Origin of the sequence: Albimonas marina (genome assembly GCF_029223255.1) — a bacterium.
GTDB lineage: Bacteria > Pseudomonadota > Alphaproteobacteria > Rhodobacterales > Rhodobacteraceae > Albimonas.
On record NZ_JARHUC010000001.1, the window covers coordinates 308,039 to 324,148 of the forward strand.

16 protein-coding genes are annotated in these 16,110 nt (G+C 71.3%); 9 read left to right on the forward strand and 7 right to left on the reverse strand.

The window, feature by feature from the left end; translation table 11 throughout:
- Position 1 precedes the first annotated feature (1 nt).
- The 3 genes from P2H44_RS01370 to P2H44_RS01380 form a co-directional block, all read right to left on the reverse strand.
- Complete coding sequence (locus P2H44_RS01370; protein WP_275761620.1) at positions 2-2,059, reverse strand: putative bifunctional diguanylate cyclase/phosphodiesterase; 2,058 nt, start codon at positions 2,057-2,059, stop codon at positions 2-4.
- Between the two features lie 169 nt (positions 2,060-2,228).
- Entirely contained in the window at positions 2,229-2,717 is a 489-nt protein-coding gene (gene secB / locus P2H44_RS01375; protein ID WP_275761621.1) for a protein-export chaperone SecB, read from the reverse strand.
- Between the two features lie 109 nt (positions 2,718-2,826).
- Positions 2,827-3,411: an FxsA family protein gene (locus P2H44_RS01380; protein ID WP_275761622.1), complete on the reverse strand. Its 585-nt coding sequence runs from the start codon at positions 3,409-3,411 to the stop codon at positions 2,827-2,829.
- A 245-nt stretch (positions 3,412-3,656) separates the two neighbouring features.
- Between P2H44_RS01380 and P2H44_RS01385 the strand changes: the two genes are divergently transcribed.
- Together P2H44_RS01385 and P2H44_RS01390 are read left to right on the forward strand one after the other, a co-directional pair.
- On the forward strand, positions 3,657-4,355 hold the full coding sequence (locus P2H44_RS01385) for a Tim44/TimA family putative adaptor protein (RefSeq protein ID WP_275761623.1): 699 nt from the start codon (positions 3,657-3,659) through the stop codon (positions 4,353-4,355).
- A 22-nt stretch (positions 4,356-4,377) separates the two neighbouring features.
- Positions 4,378-5,064 carry a Smr/MutS family protein gene (locus P2H44_RS01390; protein ID WP_275761624.1) on the forward strand — a complete coding sequence of 229 codons (687 nt, stop codon included), beginning with the start codon at positions 4,378-4,380 and terminating at the stop codon, positions 5,062-5,064.
- Positions 5,065-5,683: 619 nt separating this feature from the next.
- On the opposite strand, the gene P2H44_RS01395 is transcribed toward P2H44_RS01390, so the two are convergent.
- On the reverse strand, positions 5,684-7,156 hold the full coding sequence (locus tag P2H44_RS01395; protein WP_275761625.1) for an ABC transporter substrate-binding protein: 1,473 nt from the start codon (positions 7,154-7,156) through the stop codon (positions 5,684-5,686).
- Positions 7,157-7,435: 279 nt separating this feature from the next.
- On the opposite strand from P2H44_RS01395, the gene dapB reads away from it, so the two are divergent.
- Together dapB and P2H44_RS01405 are read left to right on the forward strand one after the other, a co-directional pair.
- Entirely contained in the window at positions 7,436-8,239 is an 804-nt protein-coding gene (gene dapB, locus P2H44_RS01400; RefSeq protein ID WP_275761626.1) for a 4-hydroxy-tetrahydrodipicolinate reductase, read from the forward strand.
- Between the two features lie 180 nt (positions 8,240-8,419).
- Complete coding sequence (locus P2H44_RS01405; RefSeq protein WP_275761627.1) at positions 8,420-9,022, forward strand: cobalamin biosynthesis protein CobQ; 603 nt, start codon at positions 8,420-8,422, stop codon at positions 9,020-9,022.
- A 6-nt stretch (positions 9,023-9,028) separates the two neighbouring features.
- Here P2H44_RS01405 and P2H44_RS01410 read toward each other — a convergent pair whose 3' ends face one another.
- Entirely contained in the window at positions 9,029-9,361 is a 333-nt protein-coding gene (locus P2H44_RS01410; protein WP_275761628.1) for a DMT family transporter, read from the reverse strand.
- 77 nt (positions 9,362-9,438) lie between these two features.
- Complete coding sequence (locus P2H44_RS01415; RefSeq protein ID WP_275761629.1) at positions 9,439-10,308, reverse strand: LysR family transcriptional regulator; 870 nt, start codon at positions 10,306-10,308, stop codon at positions 9,439-9,441.
- A 142-nt stretch (positions 10,309-10,450) separates the two neighbouring features.
- Between P2H44_RS01415 and P2H44_RS01420 the strand changes: the two genes are divergently transcribed.
- The gene (locus P2H44_RS01420; RefSeq protein ID WP_275761630.1) at positions 10,451-11,953 is read left to right on the forward strand and encodes a CoA-acylating methylmalonate-semialdehyde dehydrogenase; all 1,503 of its coding nucleotides are present in this window, start codon (positions 10,451-10,453) and stop codon (positions 11,951-11,953) included.
- A 34-nt stretch (positions 11,954-11,987) separates the two neighbouring features.
- Here the strand turns inward: P2H44_RS01420 and P2H44_RS01425 are convergent, their stop codons facing one another.
- A complete protein-coding gene (locus P2H44_RS01425; protein WP_275761631.1) occupies positions 11,988-12,179 on the reverse strand; it encodes a hypothetical protein in 192 nt (63 codons plus the stop codon).
- A gap of 89 nt (positions 12,180-12,268) precedes the next feature.
- Between P2H44_RS01425 and P2H44_RS01430 the strand changes: the two genes are divergently transcribed.
- The 4 genes from P2H44_RS01430 to mmsB are packed head-to-tail and all read left to right on the forward strand — an operon-like array spanning position 12,269 to position 16,037.
- Positions 12,269-13,414, forward strand: a complete 1,146-nt coding sequence (locus tag P2H44_RS01430; protein ID WP_275761632.1) for an acyl-CoA dehydrogenase family protein — start codon at positions 12,269-12,271, stop codon at positions 13,412-13,414.
- A 35-nt stretch (positions 13,415-13,449) separates the two neighbouring features.
- Complete coding sequence (locus P2H44_RS01435; RefSeq protein ID WP_275761633.1) at positions 13,450-14,514, forward strand: enoyl-CoA hydratase/isomerase family protein; 1,065 nt, start codon at positions 13,450-13,452, stop codon at positions 14,512-14,514.
- 4 nt (positions 14,515-14,518) lie between these two features.
- Positions 14,519-15,133 (forward strand): glutathione S-transferase N-terminal domain-containing protein, encoded by a 615-nt coding sequence (locus tag P2H44_RS01440; RefSeq protein ID WP_275761634.1) that lies wholly within the window; start codon positions 14,519-14,521, stop codon positions 15,131-15,133.
- 34 nt (positions 15,134-15,167) lie between these two features.
- Positions 15,168-16,037 carry a 3-hydroxyisobutyrate dehydrogenase gene (mmsB, locus tag P2H44_RS01445; protein WP_275761635.1) on the forward strand — a complete coding sequence of 290 codons (870 nt, stop codon included), beginning with the start codon at positions 15,168-15,170 and terminating at the stop codon, positions 16,035-16,037.
- Positions 16,038-16,110 lie beyond the last annotated feature (73 nt).

Genomic DNA, 16,110 nt, shown 5'->3' on the forward strand with positions numbered 1-16,110 from the left:
GTCACCCGGCCGCGGCGTGGGGGATCGCGACGCCTTCCTGCGCGCGGATCAACGCCTCGGTCGCGGCCTGGTCGGCGGGGCGGCCGAACAGCCAGCCCTGGCTCGCCGCGCACCCCTCCTGCCGCAGGAAGGCGAGCTGCGCCTCGGTCTCCACCCCCTCGGCCAGCACCGGGATGCCGAGCGCCTCGCCCAGGATCAGGGTCGAGCGGACGATGGCCGCGGCCTGGCGATCCTCCGGCAGGTTGTGCACGAAGCTGCGGTCGATCTTGATCTTGTCGAAGGGGAACGCCTTCAGCGTGGCGAGCGAGGCGTAGCCGGTCCCGTAATCGTCCATCGCGATGCGCACCCCCGCCCGCTTGAGCGAAGCGATCACCCGCCCGGCGCGGGCATGGTCGTCGATCAGGCTCGCCTCGGTGATCTCCAGCTCCAGCCGTCCGGCGTCGAGCCCGCTGGCGAGCAGCGCGTCGAGCACCGTCTCGGCGAAGTCGGGACGGGCGAGCTGGCGCGGCGCCACGTTGACCGCGATGTGGATCGAGGCCGGCCAACCCGCCGCCACCCGGCAGGCGCGCCGCAGCGCCCAGTCGCCGATCTCGGCGATCAAGCCGGTCGCCTCGGCCAGCGGCACGAACTCGTCCGGCGGAACCAGGCCGCGCACCGGGTGGCGCCAGCGCAGCAGCGCCTCGAATCCTACGATCCGGCGGGTGGCGTTGTCGTTCTGCGGCTGGAAGAACAGCTCCAGCTGCTCGGTCTCCAGCGCGCTGCGAAGCTCCATCGTCAGGGCCGCCCGGCCGCGGCTCGCCTCGTCCATGCGCGCGTCGTAGACGAGGATCCGCTCCTCCCCCGCGGTCTTGGCGCGGTGCATCGCAAGGTCGGCGCGGCCCAGCAGCGACTCGACGTCGGCGCCATGCTGGGGGGCGAGCGCCACGCCCAGGCTGGCCTCGACCGAGAGCTGGGCGCCGATCCAGTCGACCTCCCCCGTCATCGCCTGGTGCAACCGGCGGGCGAACGCCATCGCCTCGGGCTTCGCCGCGCCGACCTTGAGGGCCACGAACTCGTCCGCGCCGGCGCGCGCCAGGATCTCCCCGGGCTTCAGCCCGGCCGAGGCGCGCTCCGCCAGGATCCGCAGCAGGTGGTCGCCGGCGTCGAGCCCGTGCACGTCGTTGATCGGCTTGAAGCGGTCGAGATCGACGACCACCACCGCGATCCCGGCCTCCCGCGACGCGCCGGCGCGCAGCAGCCGGTCGAGCGAGCGGCGCAGGCTGGCGCGGTTGGGCAGGCCGGTCAGCGCGTCGTGCAGGGCCGCGTGGCTCATCCGCTCGCCATGTTCGCGGCGCCCGGCCTCGTCGATCATGTAGCTGCTCGCGCCGGTCAGCAGGATCGCGGCGGTGACCGCGAAGACCATCCCCGCGAGGATCGCGTCCGGGATCGTCGCCACCCCCTCGGGCGGCGCGTCGCCCAGCGGGATCACGGTCAGCGCGCCCATGGCGATGAAATGCGTGGCGCAGATCGCCAGCATGAAGACGACCCCGCCCCCGCACCAGCACAGTCGCGACATCGGCCGGGCGAAGCGGTTGGCCGCCGCCGCGCCCAGCAGCGGCCCCGCGAGGGCGGAGGCGATCACCAGGTCGCGGTCCCAGCTCAGCGTCGCGTCGATCCGCATCGAGGCCATGCCGAGGTAGTGCATCGCCACGATCCCCGCGCCCGTCAGCGCCCCGCCGAGCTCGGCCGCGACCGACCCGTGGGCGAGCCGCGCCAGGACCTGGCCCAGCAGCACGCCGCCCACGGCGACCGCCAGCGACAGCACGGTCAGCGTCGGATCGTAGCCGTGGGGGACGCCGGGATCGAAGCCCAGCATGGCGACGAAATGGGTGGTCCAGACCGTGGCCCCGCCGACGATCGCGGATTGCACCACGAACCACAGCGCGCGGGGTCCCCGCTCCCGCGGGACCATGCGGAACAGGCGCGCGGAAATCATCGAGCCGATCAGCGCCGTCAGCGCGGCGAGGCCCACCAGGCGCAGGTCATGGGCGTCCTGGACGCAGGAGAGGATGCGGATCACGCGCGTTCCGTAGGTCTGGTCTGATCTCGGACCCGGAAGCTGGCACGATTCGCTTTATGGAGCGTTGCGCGGCGATGAAAGGCCCTCGCGCACGCGCTCGCCCGGACCGAGGCCGGGCGCGGCGAAAAGGGCGGCGCGCCGCCCTCTTCACGATCGCTTCAGTCCGCGCTCAGGCGGTGCCGACGGGCTGGCCGCCCTGGGCGGCCTGACGGCGCGCGACTTCCTGGCGGTAGATGCTGACGAAGTCGACCATGTCCAGCATCAGCGGCGGGTAGCCGCCGTCGCGGGTCACGTCGGCCACGATGCGGCGCGCGAAGGGGAACAGCTGGCGCGGGCACTCGATCAGCAGCAGCGGGTGCAGATGCTCCTGCGGCACGTTCTTGATCAGGAACAGGCCGGCGTAGTCCAGCTCGGCGATGAACACCGTCTTCTCGCCCGCCTTCGAGGTGGCCGAGAGCTTCAGCGCGACCTCGTAGCGATCCTCGCCGCGCGGCTTGGCGTCGAGATTCACCGAGACCTGGATCTCGGGCTTGTCCTCGGGCAGGCCGCCGGCCTGGGCGGCGACGTTCTCGAACGACAGGTCCTTCACGTACTGGGACAGGATCTGGACCTGCGGCGGCGTCTGCGGCTGCTGCGGCGGGGTCTGGGCGTCGGCCATTGGCGCGGGCTCCGGGTGTTCCGTGGGTCGGACGGGCGAGAAATGATCAGGGCCGAAGCGCTAGCATGCAGGCGTCCGGGCCGCAACGTGGCCCGGTCGCGTCGCGGCCTCAGGGCTCGCGCGTCCAGCCGCTGCCGCCCGCGGGGGGCGGGCCGCGACGCTCGCCAGGGCGGTCGGAGGCGTCGTCCTCGGCCGGCTCGTACTCTCCGTCGATCACATCTCCGCGGGCGCCGGGATGGGGCCGCCCGCCCGCGCCGCCGCGCGGACCGAAGGGATCGGCCCCGCCGGGGCCGGCGCCGAAGCCGCCCGAGCGGCTGGTCATCACCACCCGTCCGCTGCGCACCCCTGCCGCGAGGCGGGCGGCCCCCCAGCGGATCAGCGCCTCGCGCACGGGGGGCATCAGCAGCAGCACGCCGCAGGCGTCGGTGAAGAAGCCCGGCGTCAGCAGCAGGATGCCCGCCACCAGGATCATCGCCCCATGCGCGATGGGGCCGGTGGGGTCGCCGCCCTCGGAAAGGCTTTGCTGCAGGCGCATCATCGCGCCCCGGCCCTGCTTGCGCAGCAGCCAGCTGCCCAGCAGCGCGGTGCCGATCACCGTGGCCAGCGTCGGCCACAGGCCGATGGCCCCGCCCACCTGGATGAACAGGGCGATCTCGATGATCGGCACCACCGCGAGCAGGATGAACAGGGGCATGTCGGCGGCTCTCCTCCGTCGAGATCTGGGTCGGGGTCCGGGCCGGATCTCCGGCGGCGTCGGTCATGCGCGGCCCCTGTCCAACGGGCCGACCAGGCGCCGGCGCCCGCCGCGCGCATTGCGCGGCAGGGTCGCAGGCGTCTGCCCGTTGGACAGGGGCCGTCGCTCACCTTACATAGGCAGGCGGAAGCGACCCCGCCACGCCTGCCGGCCTCCGGAACCGATCTCCGGGGGACGGCGCCTGCATGAAGATGCCCGAGATGGACGACATGACCCAGCTGATCATCCTCGCCGCCATCGCGATCTTCGTCCTGTGGCGGTTGAAGAGCGTGCTGGGAACGCGCACCGGCTACGAGCGCACGCCCGGCGAGCGCCCCGAGCCCGCGCCGGCCCCCGCCCGCCGCAAGAGCGGATTCGAGGTGATCGAGGGCACCGCCAACGCCGAGGCGGCCATCGACGCCGACATCGCCCGCGTCGCCGACGTCGACGGCGAGACCGGCGAGGCCCTTCGCCGCATGGCCCGCGCCGAGCCCGGCTTCCGCCCCTCGGAGTTCGTCGACGGCGCCAAGCGCGCCTACGAGATGATCCTGATGTCCTTCGAGACGGGCGACACCCGGTCCCTCCGCCCCCTGCTGTCGGAGGAGGTGTTCCAGAGCTTCGCCGCCGCCATCAAGCAGCGCGAGACCGAGGGGCTGACCGTCGAGGCCCGCTTCGTCGGCGTGAAGGAGGCGCGGATCTTCTCGGCCATGTTCTCCGAAGACGACGGCGAGGCCGACATCGAGGTCCGCTTCGTGGGCGAGCTGGTCTCGGTCGTGCGCAACGCCGAGCACCAGGTGGTCGAGGGCGACCCGAACGAGATCCGCCGCCAGGTGGACCTGTGGACCTTCACCCGCAAGATGGGGTCCAACGACCCGAACTGGATCCTCACCGCCACCGGCGGCTGAGGGTCTGCACGAGGGCCCCGGCATGGCCTCCCGCCGTCGCCGCGGCCCGCGCCTGAGCGAGGCCGACCGCGCCCTTTGGCGCGCGGCCATGCGCGACGCGACCCCGCTTGAGGGGCGCGACCCCGCCCCCGGCGACCTGCCGACGGAGACCGCGCCCGCCGCGCTCGACGCCGGCAACGCCCGCCCGTCCGCTCCCGATCCCTCCGAGGGCCGCGGCGCGCCTCCGCCCGGACCTGAGCTCGTCCCCTCCGCGCCACCGCCGGGCCGCACCACGCTGCGCCCGACCGGCCGGCCGCGTCCGCAGACCATGGCGACCTACCATCCCCCCGCGCTCGACACGTTCGACCCGGCCGCGGGGCTCGACCGGCGCACGGCTGAGCGGCTGCGCCGCGGCCGTCGTCCGCCCGAGGCGCGGCTGGACCTGCACGGGATGACCGCCGACCGCGCCCACGCGGCGCTGTCGAGCTTCATCCGCTCGACCCGCGCCCAGGGCCTGCGCTGCGTGCTGGTGGTGACGGGCAAGGGCGGCCGCAAGCCGGTCGAGGACGCCCCCTTCATGCCCGAGCGCACCGGCGTCCTGCGCCACGCCGTGCCCCTGTGGCTGGGCCAGGCCCCGCTCGCCCACCTGATCGTCGGCATCTACCCCGCCCACCGCAACCACGGCGGCGAAGGCGCGCTCTACGTCTACCTGCGCAAGATCAGGGGCTGACGGGTTGGGCGTTGCCTAAATCTGGGCTTCGGCACACGTTTTGGCGTTAGCTTGGGGTTGACGCCACAATGGCTAACGGGAATCCTGATTATTGACGTGGCGGAATCAAAACGCCGCCGAGACCCTGCAACGGTCCGGCGGCGTCCAGTTCCGCAGTTCGCGCTCAACCTTGCTTCAGCCGGGCGCGAGAACGGTCTGTGTGTATATCCGACGATGATTCTCGGGGACTCGTTTGTCAACCGGCTGGGCGTACGCAACGGAGTACGCAAATGCATACGCTTCGCGATGCAATCCTTGGTCGTCGCTTGATCCAAATGGATTATCCGCCAGGCTTGAGGCTCCTTGAGCCTCATGCACTGGGCTTCTCCGCCAACGGTGACCTACTTCTACGAGCCTATCAGGTCGACGGCGCCTCGGAGTCGGCAGAGTGCGTGGGCTGGAAGCTCATGCGTCTGGATCGAGCTCGGTCGATCGAGATGCTTGAGAACGAGTTCAGCGGCCCGCGGCCTCAGTACCGCAAAGGGGACCGCGCTATGCGCGGCGGCATCCTCGCTGAACTCTAAGCGACACTATCCAAGTTTGTCCGGAGGCGAGCGCCGCTCGCCTCCGTCCTTTTGGGTCACTCAACCCAGCGCACGTCCCGCAGGTCGTTCGCCTGGGTCGGCTGGTTCTGCCACAGGCCCTCGAGGCCCTTCTTGGCGACCACGGTCTTGCCGAGCTGGAACAGGAAGCCGTTGACCGCGTCCTCGGCGATCTTGGTCTCGACCGCCTTGGTGATCTCGATCCGCTTGTCGGGATCGGCCTCGGACGCCAGCTGCTTCATCAGCTCGCGGACCTCGGTCCCCTCGTAATTGAAGTAGTAGTTGTCGCGGGTGTAGATCTGCAGGTCGTCGGGCTCGGTGTGGGCCACGATCGTCAGGTCGTAGTCCTTGCCCTTGTAGACCTGGTCCAGCCACTGGGCCCACTCGACGGGGATGATCTCCAGCTTGATGCCGGCCTCGGCCAGCTGCGCGGCCACGATCTCGCCGCCGCGGCGGGCGTAGACCGGGGGCGGCAGCTTCAGCGTCGCCGAGAACCCGTCGGGGTAGCCCGCCTCCGCCAGCAGGGCCTTGGCCTTCTCGAGGTCATGCGGGTAGAGGCCCGACAGGTCCACGAAGGCCGGTCCGGAGGGCGGATAGTGGGTGTAGATCGGCTCGCCCGAGCCGAACATGGCCCCGTCGATGATCGCCTGCCGGTCCAGCGCGTGGGCGATCGCCTGGCGAACCTTCAGGTTGTTGAAGGGCTCCTTGCCGTTGTTGGTCGACAGGATCGTCTCGCCCTCGGTCGAGCCGCGGACCACGGTGAAGCGCGGGTCGGCCTCGATCTGGGGCAGCGTCTCGGGCGAGGGCCAGTTCGGGAACGCGTCCACGTCGCCCGCCATCAGCGCGGCCAGCGCCGCGGTCGGGTCGGAGATGAACTTGATCGTCGCCGAGTCCAGCGCCACCGGATCGCCCCAGTAGTCCGGGTTCTTCTCCAGCGTCACCGAGGAGCCCTTGGCCCACTCCTTGAACTTGAAGGGCCCGGTGCCGATCGGGTTGGTGGCGTTGTTCGCGGCCGAGGCCTCGTCCACGATCACCGCGTCGCCCCACCCCATCTTGTAGGGGAAGTTGCCGGTGGGGCGCTTGAGGGTGATCTTCACCGTGGCGGGATCGACCACCTCGATGCTCTCGATCGGCTCGAACAGGCCCTTCTGGGCGTTCTGGCTGTCGGGGCCCATGGCGCGCTCGTAGGAGAACTTCACGTCGTCGGCGGTGAAGTCCGCCCCGTCGTGGTACTTCGCGCCCTCGACCAGGTGGAAGGTGTAGACCAGCCCGTCCTCGGAGATGTCCCAGGACTTCGCCAGCGAGGGCTGGACCTGCCCGTCCCTGTCGATGCGGGTCAGGCCCTGCAGGACGTTCTGGTAGACGATCTCGTCGATGGCCGCGGCGGCGCCGGCGGTCGGATCGAGGTTCGGCGGCTCCAGCGCGACGCCGAGGTTCACGTGCGTCTGCGCGGCGAACGCGGGGCCGGCCATCAGGGCGGCCGTCGCGGCGCCGAGGAGGAAGCGTTTCATTCGTCTCTCCCGGTCGGAGGCTATGTCTGCGTCCGGCCCCGCTCTCGTTCTTCGCCGCGCGGCCCGGTGGGGCCAGGGCGCGGCGACGGCGGGGTCCCGACGCCTGCATATTCATCGGGTTGGTCCGCCACGTCCAGCGCCGTGGCGCGGCGGGCGGAGATGAAGGCGCCGGGCCTCGCCCCGCAGAAGCGCCCGGCGCCGTTGCCGCGCCGCGGGCGGCGGTGCTATGCCGCTGCGCCGGGCTGCCTCGGCCCGACCCTGGCCTGAAGGAGCGCCGCCATGACCATTCCCGCGACCGTCACCGGAGTCTCCGGCCGCATGGGCCGGATGCTGGTCGAGGCGGTGAAGGAGCATCCCGAGATCCACCTGACCGGCGCCACCGAGCGCCCGGGCCACGGCTGGATCGGCCATGACCTGGGCAAGTGCCTGGGCGGCGCCGAGCTGGGCGTGGTGGTCGAGGAGGATCCGCTGGAGGCCTTCGCCCGCTCCCGCGCCGTGTTCGACTTCACCTCGCCCGCGGCCTCGGTCGCCCATGCCGCGCTCGCAGCCCAGGCGCGCTGCGTGCACGTGATCGGCACCACCGGGTTCGAGGACGCGCACCTCGCGAAGCTCGAGGCGGCGGCCCGCCACTCGGTCCAGGTGCGGGCGGGCAACTTCTCGCTCGGGGTGAACCTGCTGTGCGTGATGACCGAGAAGGTCGCCAAGGCGCTCGGCCCCGGCTGGGACGTCGAGATCGTCGAGATGCACCACCGCCACAAGGTCGACGCCCCCTCGGGCACCGCGCTGATGCTGGGCGAGGCGGCGGCGAAGGGGCACGATTCCAACCTCGCCGAGGTGATGGACTCCGGCCGCCACGGCCAGACCGGGGCGCGCAAGGACGGGGCCATCGGTTTCGCGGCCCTGCGCGGCGGCGACGTGGTGGGCGAGCACGAGGTGATCTTCGCCAACGCCGGCGAGCGGCTGATCCTCAAGCACATCGCCACCGACCGGATGCTGTTCGCGCGCGGGGCGATGACCGCCGGCGTCTGGGGGCAGGAGAAGAAGCCCGGCCAGTACACGATGAACGACGTCCTCGGGCTGTGAGGCCGCCAGGCGCCGACCTGCGGTCGGCGCGCGCCCCTGCGGGGCGGACCGCTCGTTTGATCTCAGGCGCCTCGCGGTCGACCTCCCCGCGCGCCGCCCTTCGGGCGGCGTTCGTTCCTGCGGAACGGGCCTGCGCAATCTCGGGTTGAGCCGCCGGCCGGAAGCGGCGAAACAGGACGGGTGAACACGCCCGCGCACCTGATCTTCGCCGCCGCCGCCTTCGCGCGGCCCGCCGCGCCCGGGCCGGCGGGCGCGGCGACGCGGCGGCGCAACCTCGCGGCGCTGGCGGGCGGGCTCGCGCCCGATCTCGGGCTCTTCGTCCTGGTGGCCTGGGCGCGCTTCGTGCAGGGCCACGACCTGCCCCGGATCTTCGGGCAGGACTACGGCTCCCCCCTCTGGCAGGCGGTGTTCCGGATCGACAACTCGATCCCGCTCTGGGCCGCGCTGGGGGCGGCGGCGCTCTGGCTGGGGCGCCCGGCGCTGGCCGTCCTCGCCGGGGCGGCGCTGCTGCACCTCGCCTTCGACCTGCCGCTTCACCACTCCGACGCGCGCCCGCATTTCTGGCCGCTGGTCGAGTGGGTGTTCCGCTCCCCGATCAGCTACTGGAACCCCGCCCGCCACGGCGGAACCGTGGCGCTGGTCGAGGGGACGATGTGCCTGGCGCTGGCCGTGGTCCTGTGGCGGCGCTTCGAGGGCCGCTGGGCGCGCGCCGCGATCGCGGCGGCGCTGGCGGCCGAGGCCGCGCCGACCGTGATCTGGCCGTGGCTGCTGGGGCCCGGCTGACCGGCCTCAGTGCTTCACCGAGCCGGAGAACAGGTTCATCACCACCACGCCCGCGATGATCAGGCCGATGCCGATCAGCGCCGGCGCATCCAGCCGCTGGCCCATGAACACCCAGCCCACCAGCGTGATCATCACCGTGCCCACGCCCGACCAGATCGCGTAGGCGATGCCGGTGGGAATCGTCTTCAGGGTCAGCGACAGGAAGAAGAAGGCGACGGCGTAGCCGATCACCACCAGCACCGTCGGGCCCAGTTTCGTGAACCCGTCCGAGGCCTTGAGGAAAGTGGTGCCGAACACCTCGCCGGTGATCGCGATCAGAAGATAGATCCAGACCTGCATCGCGCCATCTCCTCATCCTGCGTCGGCCCGCCCTCTGACCACGGCGGTAGGGCGGGAGGCAAGACCGGGCGCGCCGGCTAGAGCCGTGCGCGCATCGCGTCGGCGAAGGCCCGCGCGACCCGGCGGATGCGGGCGAGATCGGCGGTGTCCTGGTGCATCACCAGCCAGTAGGCGCGGGTGATCCGCGTCAGCTCGGGCAGCACCGGGACCAGGCCCGGGCGCCGGCGGGCCATGAACTCGGGCAGCATCCCCAGCCCTGCGCCCGCCGCCACCATCTCGAGCTGCACCAGCAGCGAGGTCGAGGCGACCCGCGGCGTCGGCGCGCCCGGGATCTCGGTCAGGTAGTCGAGGCCCTTGTCGAAGATCAGGTCGGGCACGTAGCCCACCAGCCGCCAGCGCTTCAGCTCCTCGGCCGAGCGGGGGGGGCGGTCGCCCAGCAGGCTCGCCGCGCCGTAGAGCTGCAAGGGATAGTCCGCGATCTTGCGGATCCGCAGCCGGCCCGCGGCGGGGGGCGTGACGACGATGGCGAAGTCCGCCTCGCGCTGGCTGAGCGAGAAGGTCCGCGGCAGGGCGACGATCTGGATCTCGAGCCGCGGATAGGTCTCGACCAGGTCCGCCGCCGCCTGGGGGGCGAGATGGCTCGCCGCCCCTTCCGGCATGCCGATGCGCACGGCGCCCGAAAGCTCGTCCTGCCGCCCCCCCACCTCGGCGGCGGCGAGCATCGAGGCGCTCTCCATCGCTTCGGCCGTCGGCAGCAGGGCGCGCCCCGCCTCGGTCAGCGCGTAGCCGCGGGGGGAGCGGTCGAACAGTCGCGCCGACAGCGCCCGCTCAAGCGCCCCCACCCGGCGCGAGACGGTGGCGTGGTCCACCCCCAGCGCGCGGGCGGCCTCGGTCAGGCGCCCGGTGCGGGCCACCTGCAGGAAAAAGCGCATGTCATCCCAGTTCATTCCGGCATTGTGCAGGAATGCACATCCAAAGTGGAGATTCTCCCATTGCTTGCCGCGAAAATTCGTGGAGGGTGGCGCCCGACTATCGAGACGACCGGCCGCGCAGGCCGGGAACGCCAACCAGGCGCGGGAGGATACACGCATGGTCACCGAGCTCACCCACTGGATCGACGGCAAGCACGTCAAGGGAACCTCCGGCCGCTTCGCCGACGTCTACAACCCCGCCACCGGCGAGGTTCAGGCCAAGACGCCGCTGGCCACCGTCGAGGAGATCGACGCCGCGGTGCAGTCCGCCAAGGCCGCCCAGCCCGCCTGGGCCGCGGTCAATCCGCAGCGCCGCGCCCGCGTGCTGATGGCCTTCGTGCAGCTGCTGCACCGGGACATGGACAAGCTGGCCGAGGCCCTGTCGCGCGAGCATGGCAAGACCTTCCCCGACGCGAAGGGCGACGTGATCCGAGGCCTGGAAGTGGCCGAGTTCTGCATCGGCGCGCCGCACCTGCTGAAGGGCGAGTTCACCGACGGCGCGGGCCCGGGCATCGACATCTACTCGATGCGCCAGCCGGTGGGCGTCGCGGCGGGCATCACCCCGTTCAACTTCCCCGCCATGATCCCGATGTGGAAGTTCTGCCCGGCGATCGCGGCCGGCAACGCTTTCATCCTGAAGCCGTCCGAGCGCGACCCCTCCGTCCCCCTCATGCTCGCCGAGCTGATGAAGGAGGCGGGTCTGCCCGACGGCATCCTGCAGGTGATCAACGGCGACAAGGTCGCGGTGGACGCGATCCTCGACCATGAGGACATCGGCGCCGTGGGCTTCGTCGGCTCCACCGCCATCGCGCATTACGTCTATTCGCGCGGCACCGCCGCCGGAAAGCGCGTGCAGTGCTTCGGCGGCGCCAAGAACCACATGATCATCATGCCCGACGCGGACCTCGACCAGGCCGCCGACGCGCTGGTGGGCGCGGGCTACGGCGCGGCGGGCGAGCGCTGCATGGCGATCTCGGTCGCGGTGCCGGTGGGCGACAAGACCGCCGACCTGCTGATCGAGAAGCTGATCCCCAAGATCGAGGCGCTCAAGGTCGGCCCCTACACCGCCGGCGACGACGTGGACTACGGCCCGGTGGTGACCGCGGCGGCCCGCGACAAGATCCTCGGCCTGGTGGACCAGGGCGTGAAGGAAGGCGCGAACCTCGTCGTCGACGGCCGCGGCTTCAAGATGCAGGGCTATGAGAACGGCTTCTTCGTGGGTCCGTGCCTGTTCGACAACGTCACCAAGGACATGTCGATCTACAAGGAGGAGATCTTCGGCCCGGTCCTCTCGACCGTGCGCGCGAAGACCTACGAGGAGGCGCTGAGCCTCGCCATGGACCACGAGTACGGCAACGGCGTCGCGATGTTCACCCGCGACGGCGACGCGGCGCGGGACTTCGTGAACCGCATCAACGTGGGCATGGTCGGCGTGAACGTGCCGATCCCGGTGCCGCTCGCCTACCACACCTTCGGCGGCTGGAAGAAGTCGGTGTTCGGCGACCTGAACCAGCACGGCCCGGACGCGTTCCGCTTCTACACCCGCACCAAGACGGTCACCTCGCGCTGGCCGTCGGGCGTCAAGGAAGGCGCCGAGTTCGTCATTCCGACGATGGCCTGAGCGGCGCGCCCGCGACGCGATGGGGAAGGGCGGCTCAGCCGCCCTTCCGTCTCTGGTGGAACAGCCCGCCCACGAACCCGCCCACGCCCAGGCCCACGATGGTGGCCAGCGGCTCGGGCGGCGGGAAGCCCGCCAGGATCATGAGAAGGTTGGCCAGGAAGCCGCCCAGCGCGCCCACCAGCGCGAATTTCACCGGCGTCTCGAGCCGGCCGAGAAACGAGAACATGCCGCGCCCCCTGCGCCCGTTGCGATCCGGCGGACCCTAGCCGCCCCGCGACCCCGGCCGCAAGGAACCGCCCGGCGGGAGGAGGACCAATGGATTTCGCGCTCAGCGAGGAGAGCCAGGCGCTCTACGACATGGCCCTGTCCTTCGGGCAGGACCGCATCGCCCCCCATGCGGCCGAGTGGGAAGAGGCCGGCACGATCCCCCGCGACCTGCTGACCGAGGTCGGCGCGCTCGGCCTCGGCGCGATCTACTGCTCGGAGGAGCACGGCGGCTCCGAGCTCTCGCGCCTCGACGCCACGCTGATCTTCGAGGCGCTGGCCCAGGCCTGCCCCTCGGTCGCGGCCTTCATCTCGATCCACAACATGTGCGCGAAGATGATCGACACCTTCGCCTCCGACGAGATGCGCGCGGAGTGGATCCCCCAACTCGCCAGCTTCGAGAAGGTGGCGAGCTACTGCCTGACCGAGCCGGGCTCCGGCTCCGACGCCGCCTCGCTGAAGACCAAGGCCGAGAAGACCGACGAGGGCTACGCCCTGACCGGCAACAAGGCCTTCATCTCGGGCGGCGGCTTCTCGGACGTCTACCTGGTGATGTGCCGGACCGGGGACGCGGGGCCCAAGGGCATCTCCTGCCTGCTGGTCGAGGACGGCGCCGAGGGGCTGAGCTTCGGCGCGCAGGAGAAGAAGATGGGCTGGAAGGCCCAGCCGACCGCCCAGGTCCAGTTCGACGGCTGTCATGTCCCTGCGAAGAACCTGCTGGGCGAGGAGGGGCGCGGCTTCGTCTACGCCATGAACGGCCTCGACGGCGGGCGTCTGAACATCTCCGCCTCGGCGCTGGGCGGGGCCCAGGCCGCGCTGACCAAGGCCGCCGACTACATGGGCGAGCGCAAGGCCTTCGGCCAGACGCTCGACCAGTTCCAGGCCCTCCAGTTCCGCCTCGCCGACATGGAGATCGAGCTTCAGGCCGCGCGCACCTTCCTGCGCCAGGCCGCCTGGAAGCTCGACCAGGGCGCGCCCGACGCCACCAAGTTCTGCGCCATGGCCAAGCGCTTCGTGACCGACACCGCCTTCGAGGTCGCCAACCAGTCGCTGCAGCTGCACGGCGGCTACGGCTACCTGGCCGACTACGGGATCGAGAAGATCGTGCGCGACCTGCGCGTGCACCAGATCCTCGAGGGCACCAACGAGATCATGCGCCTGATCACGGCGCGCGCCCTGCTGGCCGAGCGCGGCTGACGCCGCACCGGGACGCAGGAGCGAAGGGAGACGACATGACCGATTTGATCGTGACCACCGAAGGCCGCGCCGGCCGCATCACCATGAACCGTCCCAAGGCGCTGAACGCGCTGAGCTGGGACATGTCGCTGGCGCTGGAGGCCGCTCTGAACGAGTGGAAGAACGACCCCGCCATCGACCTGGTGGTGATCGACGCCTGCGAGGGCCGCGCCTTCGGCGCCGGCGGCGACATCCGCAAGATGTGGGATCACGGCAGCCAGGGCGATTTCGCCTACTCGCGCGGCTTCTGGTCGGACGAGTACCGCATGAACGCCCTGCTGCGGAACTATCCCAAGCCGGTCGTGTCCTTCGTGGACGGCATCGTGATGGGCGGCGGCGTGGGCATCGCCTCGAACTGCTCGCATCGCTGCTTCTCCGAGAAGACGCTGCTGGCGATGCCCGAGACGGGGATCGGCCTGCTGCCCGACGTCGGCGGCACCTTCATCCTGTCGCGCGCCCCCGGCCGCACCGGCGAGTTCCTGGGCCTGACCGGCACCCGCATCGGGGTGGCGGACGCGATCTTCGCGGGCTTCGCCGACTTTTTCGTGCCCTCCGCCGACCACGCCGCCCTGAAGGCCGAGCTGTGCAAGACCGGCGACGTCCTGGTCATCGGCCAGTTCAAGAAGGACCCGATGTCGGCCGAGGCGCCCGAGGTCGCGCCCTTCCTCGCCTCGATCCAGTCCGGCGTGGACGAGATCTTCGACAACTCCACCCCCATGGCCATCGTCGAGGACCTCCAGGCCTCCTCCGAGGACTGGGCCCAGGCGGCGGCGAAGGCGATCCTGCGGGCCTGCCCGCTCTCGGTCGGCTCGACCCTGATCGCGGTGCGCAACGCCCGCGAGATGGACACGATCGAGGAGGCGCTGGCCGAGGAATACCGCTTCACCTACCGCTCCCAGGAGTTCGGGGAGCTGAACGAGGGCGTGCGCGCCCAGATCGTCGACAAGGACCGCAACCCCCAGTGGGCCTCGCCCCGGCTGGAGGACGTGTGGCCGGACCGGGCGATGTTCATGCTGTCGTCGCTCGGCGAGAACGAGTGGCCGCACGGAAAGAAGGCCTGATCGCATGATCCTCACGGGGCTCTACGATTCCCCCTTCGCCCGGCGGGTGGCGCTGGCGCTGCATGTCCACGGGGTCGCCTTCGACCGCGCCGCGCTGTCGGTCTTCGGCGACTTCGAGGCGGTGATGCGCGCCAACCCGCTGGGCCGGGCCCCGGTGCTGCAGCTCGACGACGGGCGGATCCTGTCCGACAGCCGCGCGATCATCGAGTGGATCGAGGATCCGGCCTCGGGCCTCGGCGGCCCGAAGCTGACGCCCGAGGGCGCCGCCGCCCGCTTCGCGATGCTGGAGGCCGAGGGCCTGGCCATCGGCCTCGCCGACAAGGCGGTGGCGCGGTCGGCCGAGAACCGCAGGCCCGCGCAGCTCCAGGACCGCGAGCAGATCCTGCGGCTGGAGAAGCAGATGAACTCCGGCCTCGACTGGCTGGAGCGCTGGGCGGACCGCCGCTCGACCTCGGGGGAGCCGGACCGCGCCGATCTCGCCGCCGTCTGCGCCTCCACCTACCTGATCGAGAAATGGCCGGGGGTGTTCGACGCCGACGCCCGCCCGGCGCTGGAGCATTACCGGGCCGGGTGGGAGGCGCGCGCGCCCTTCACCCAGGCCCCCTTCACGGCCGGCTGACCGGACCGCGACGCACGACACGGGAGGAGACGACATGAAGATCGGTTTCATCGGGCTGGGCAACATGGGCGCCCCCATGGCCGCCAACCTCGCCAAGGCGGGTCATGAGGTGACGGGCTTCGACGTGGCCGGCGCCACGGCCGAGGGCGTGGCGACCGCCGCCTCGGGGGCCGAGGCCGCCGCCGGCAAGGACGCCGTCATCACCATGCTGCCCAACGGCGACATCCTGCGCACCGTCGCGGCCGAGGTGATCCCGGCCATGCGCAAGGGGGCCGTCTTCATCGACTGCTCGACCGTCGACGTGGACAGCGCCCGCGCCGCCCACGACCTCGCCGCCGAGGCGGGCCTCCTGTCGGTCGACGCCCCGGTCTCCGGCGGCATCGGCGGCGCGGCCGCCGGCACGCTGACCTTCATGGCCGGCGGCTCCGAGGCCTCGTTCGAGGCGGCGAAGCCGCTCTTCGACATCATGGGCCAGAAGGCCGTGCACTGCGGCGAGGGCGGCGCCGGCCAGGCCGCGAAGATCTGCAACAACATGATCCTCGGCATCTCGATGATCGGCGTGTGCGAGGCGTTCAACCTCGCCGACAAGCTGGGCCTGTCGCGCCAGTCGGTGTTCGACGTGGTCTCGACCTCCTCGGGCTACTGCTGGTCGATGAACGCCTACTGCCCCGCCCCGGGCGTGGGTCCGCAGAGCCCGGCCGACAACGACTACAAGCCCGGCTTCGCGGCCGAGTTGATGCTCAAGGACCTCAAGCTCTCCCAGCAGGCCGCGGATTCGGTCGGCGCGCCCACCCCGATGGGCTCGCGCGCGATGGAGCTCTACGAGGCGTTCGTGGGCGAGGACGGCAAGGGCCTCGACTTCTCCGCCATGCTGCCGCGCCTGTCGAAGATGGCCCGCCGCTGAGGGCCAGAGGCGCCCCGGACCTGATCCGGGGCCTCCCGCGCCAGGCCGGCCGCAAAAGAAACGGCCGCCGGGG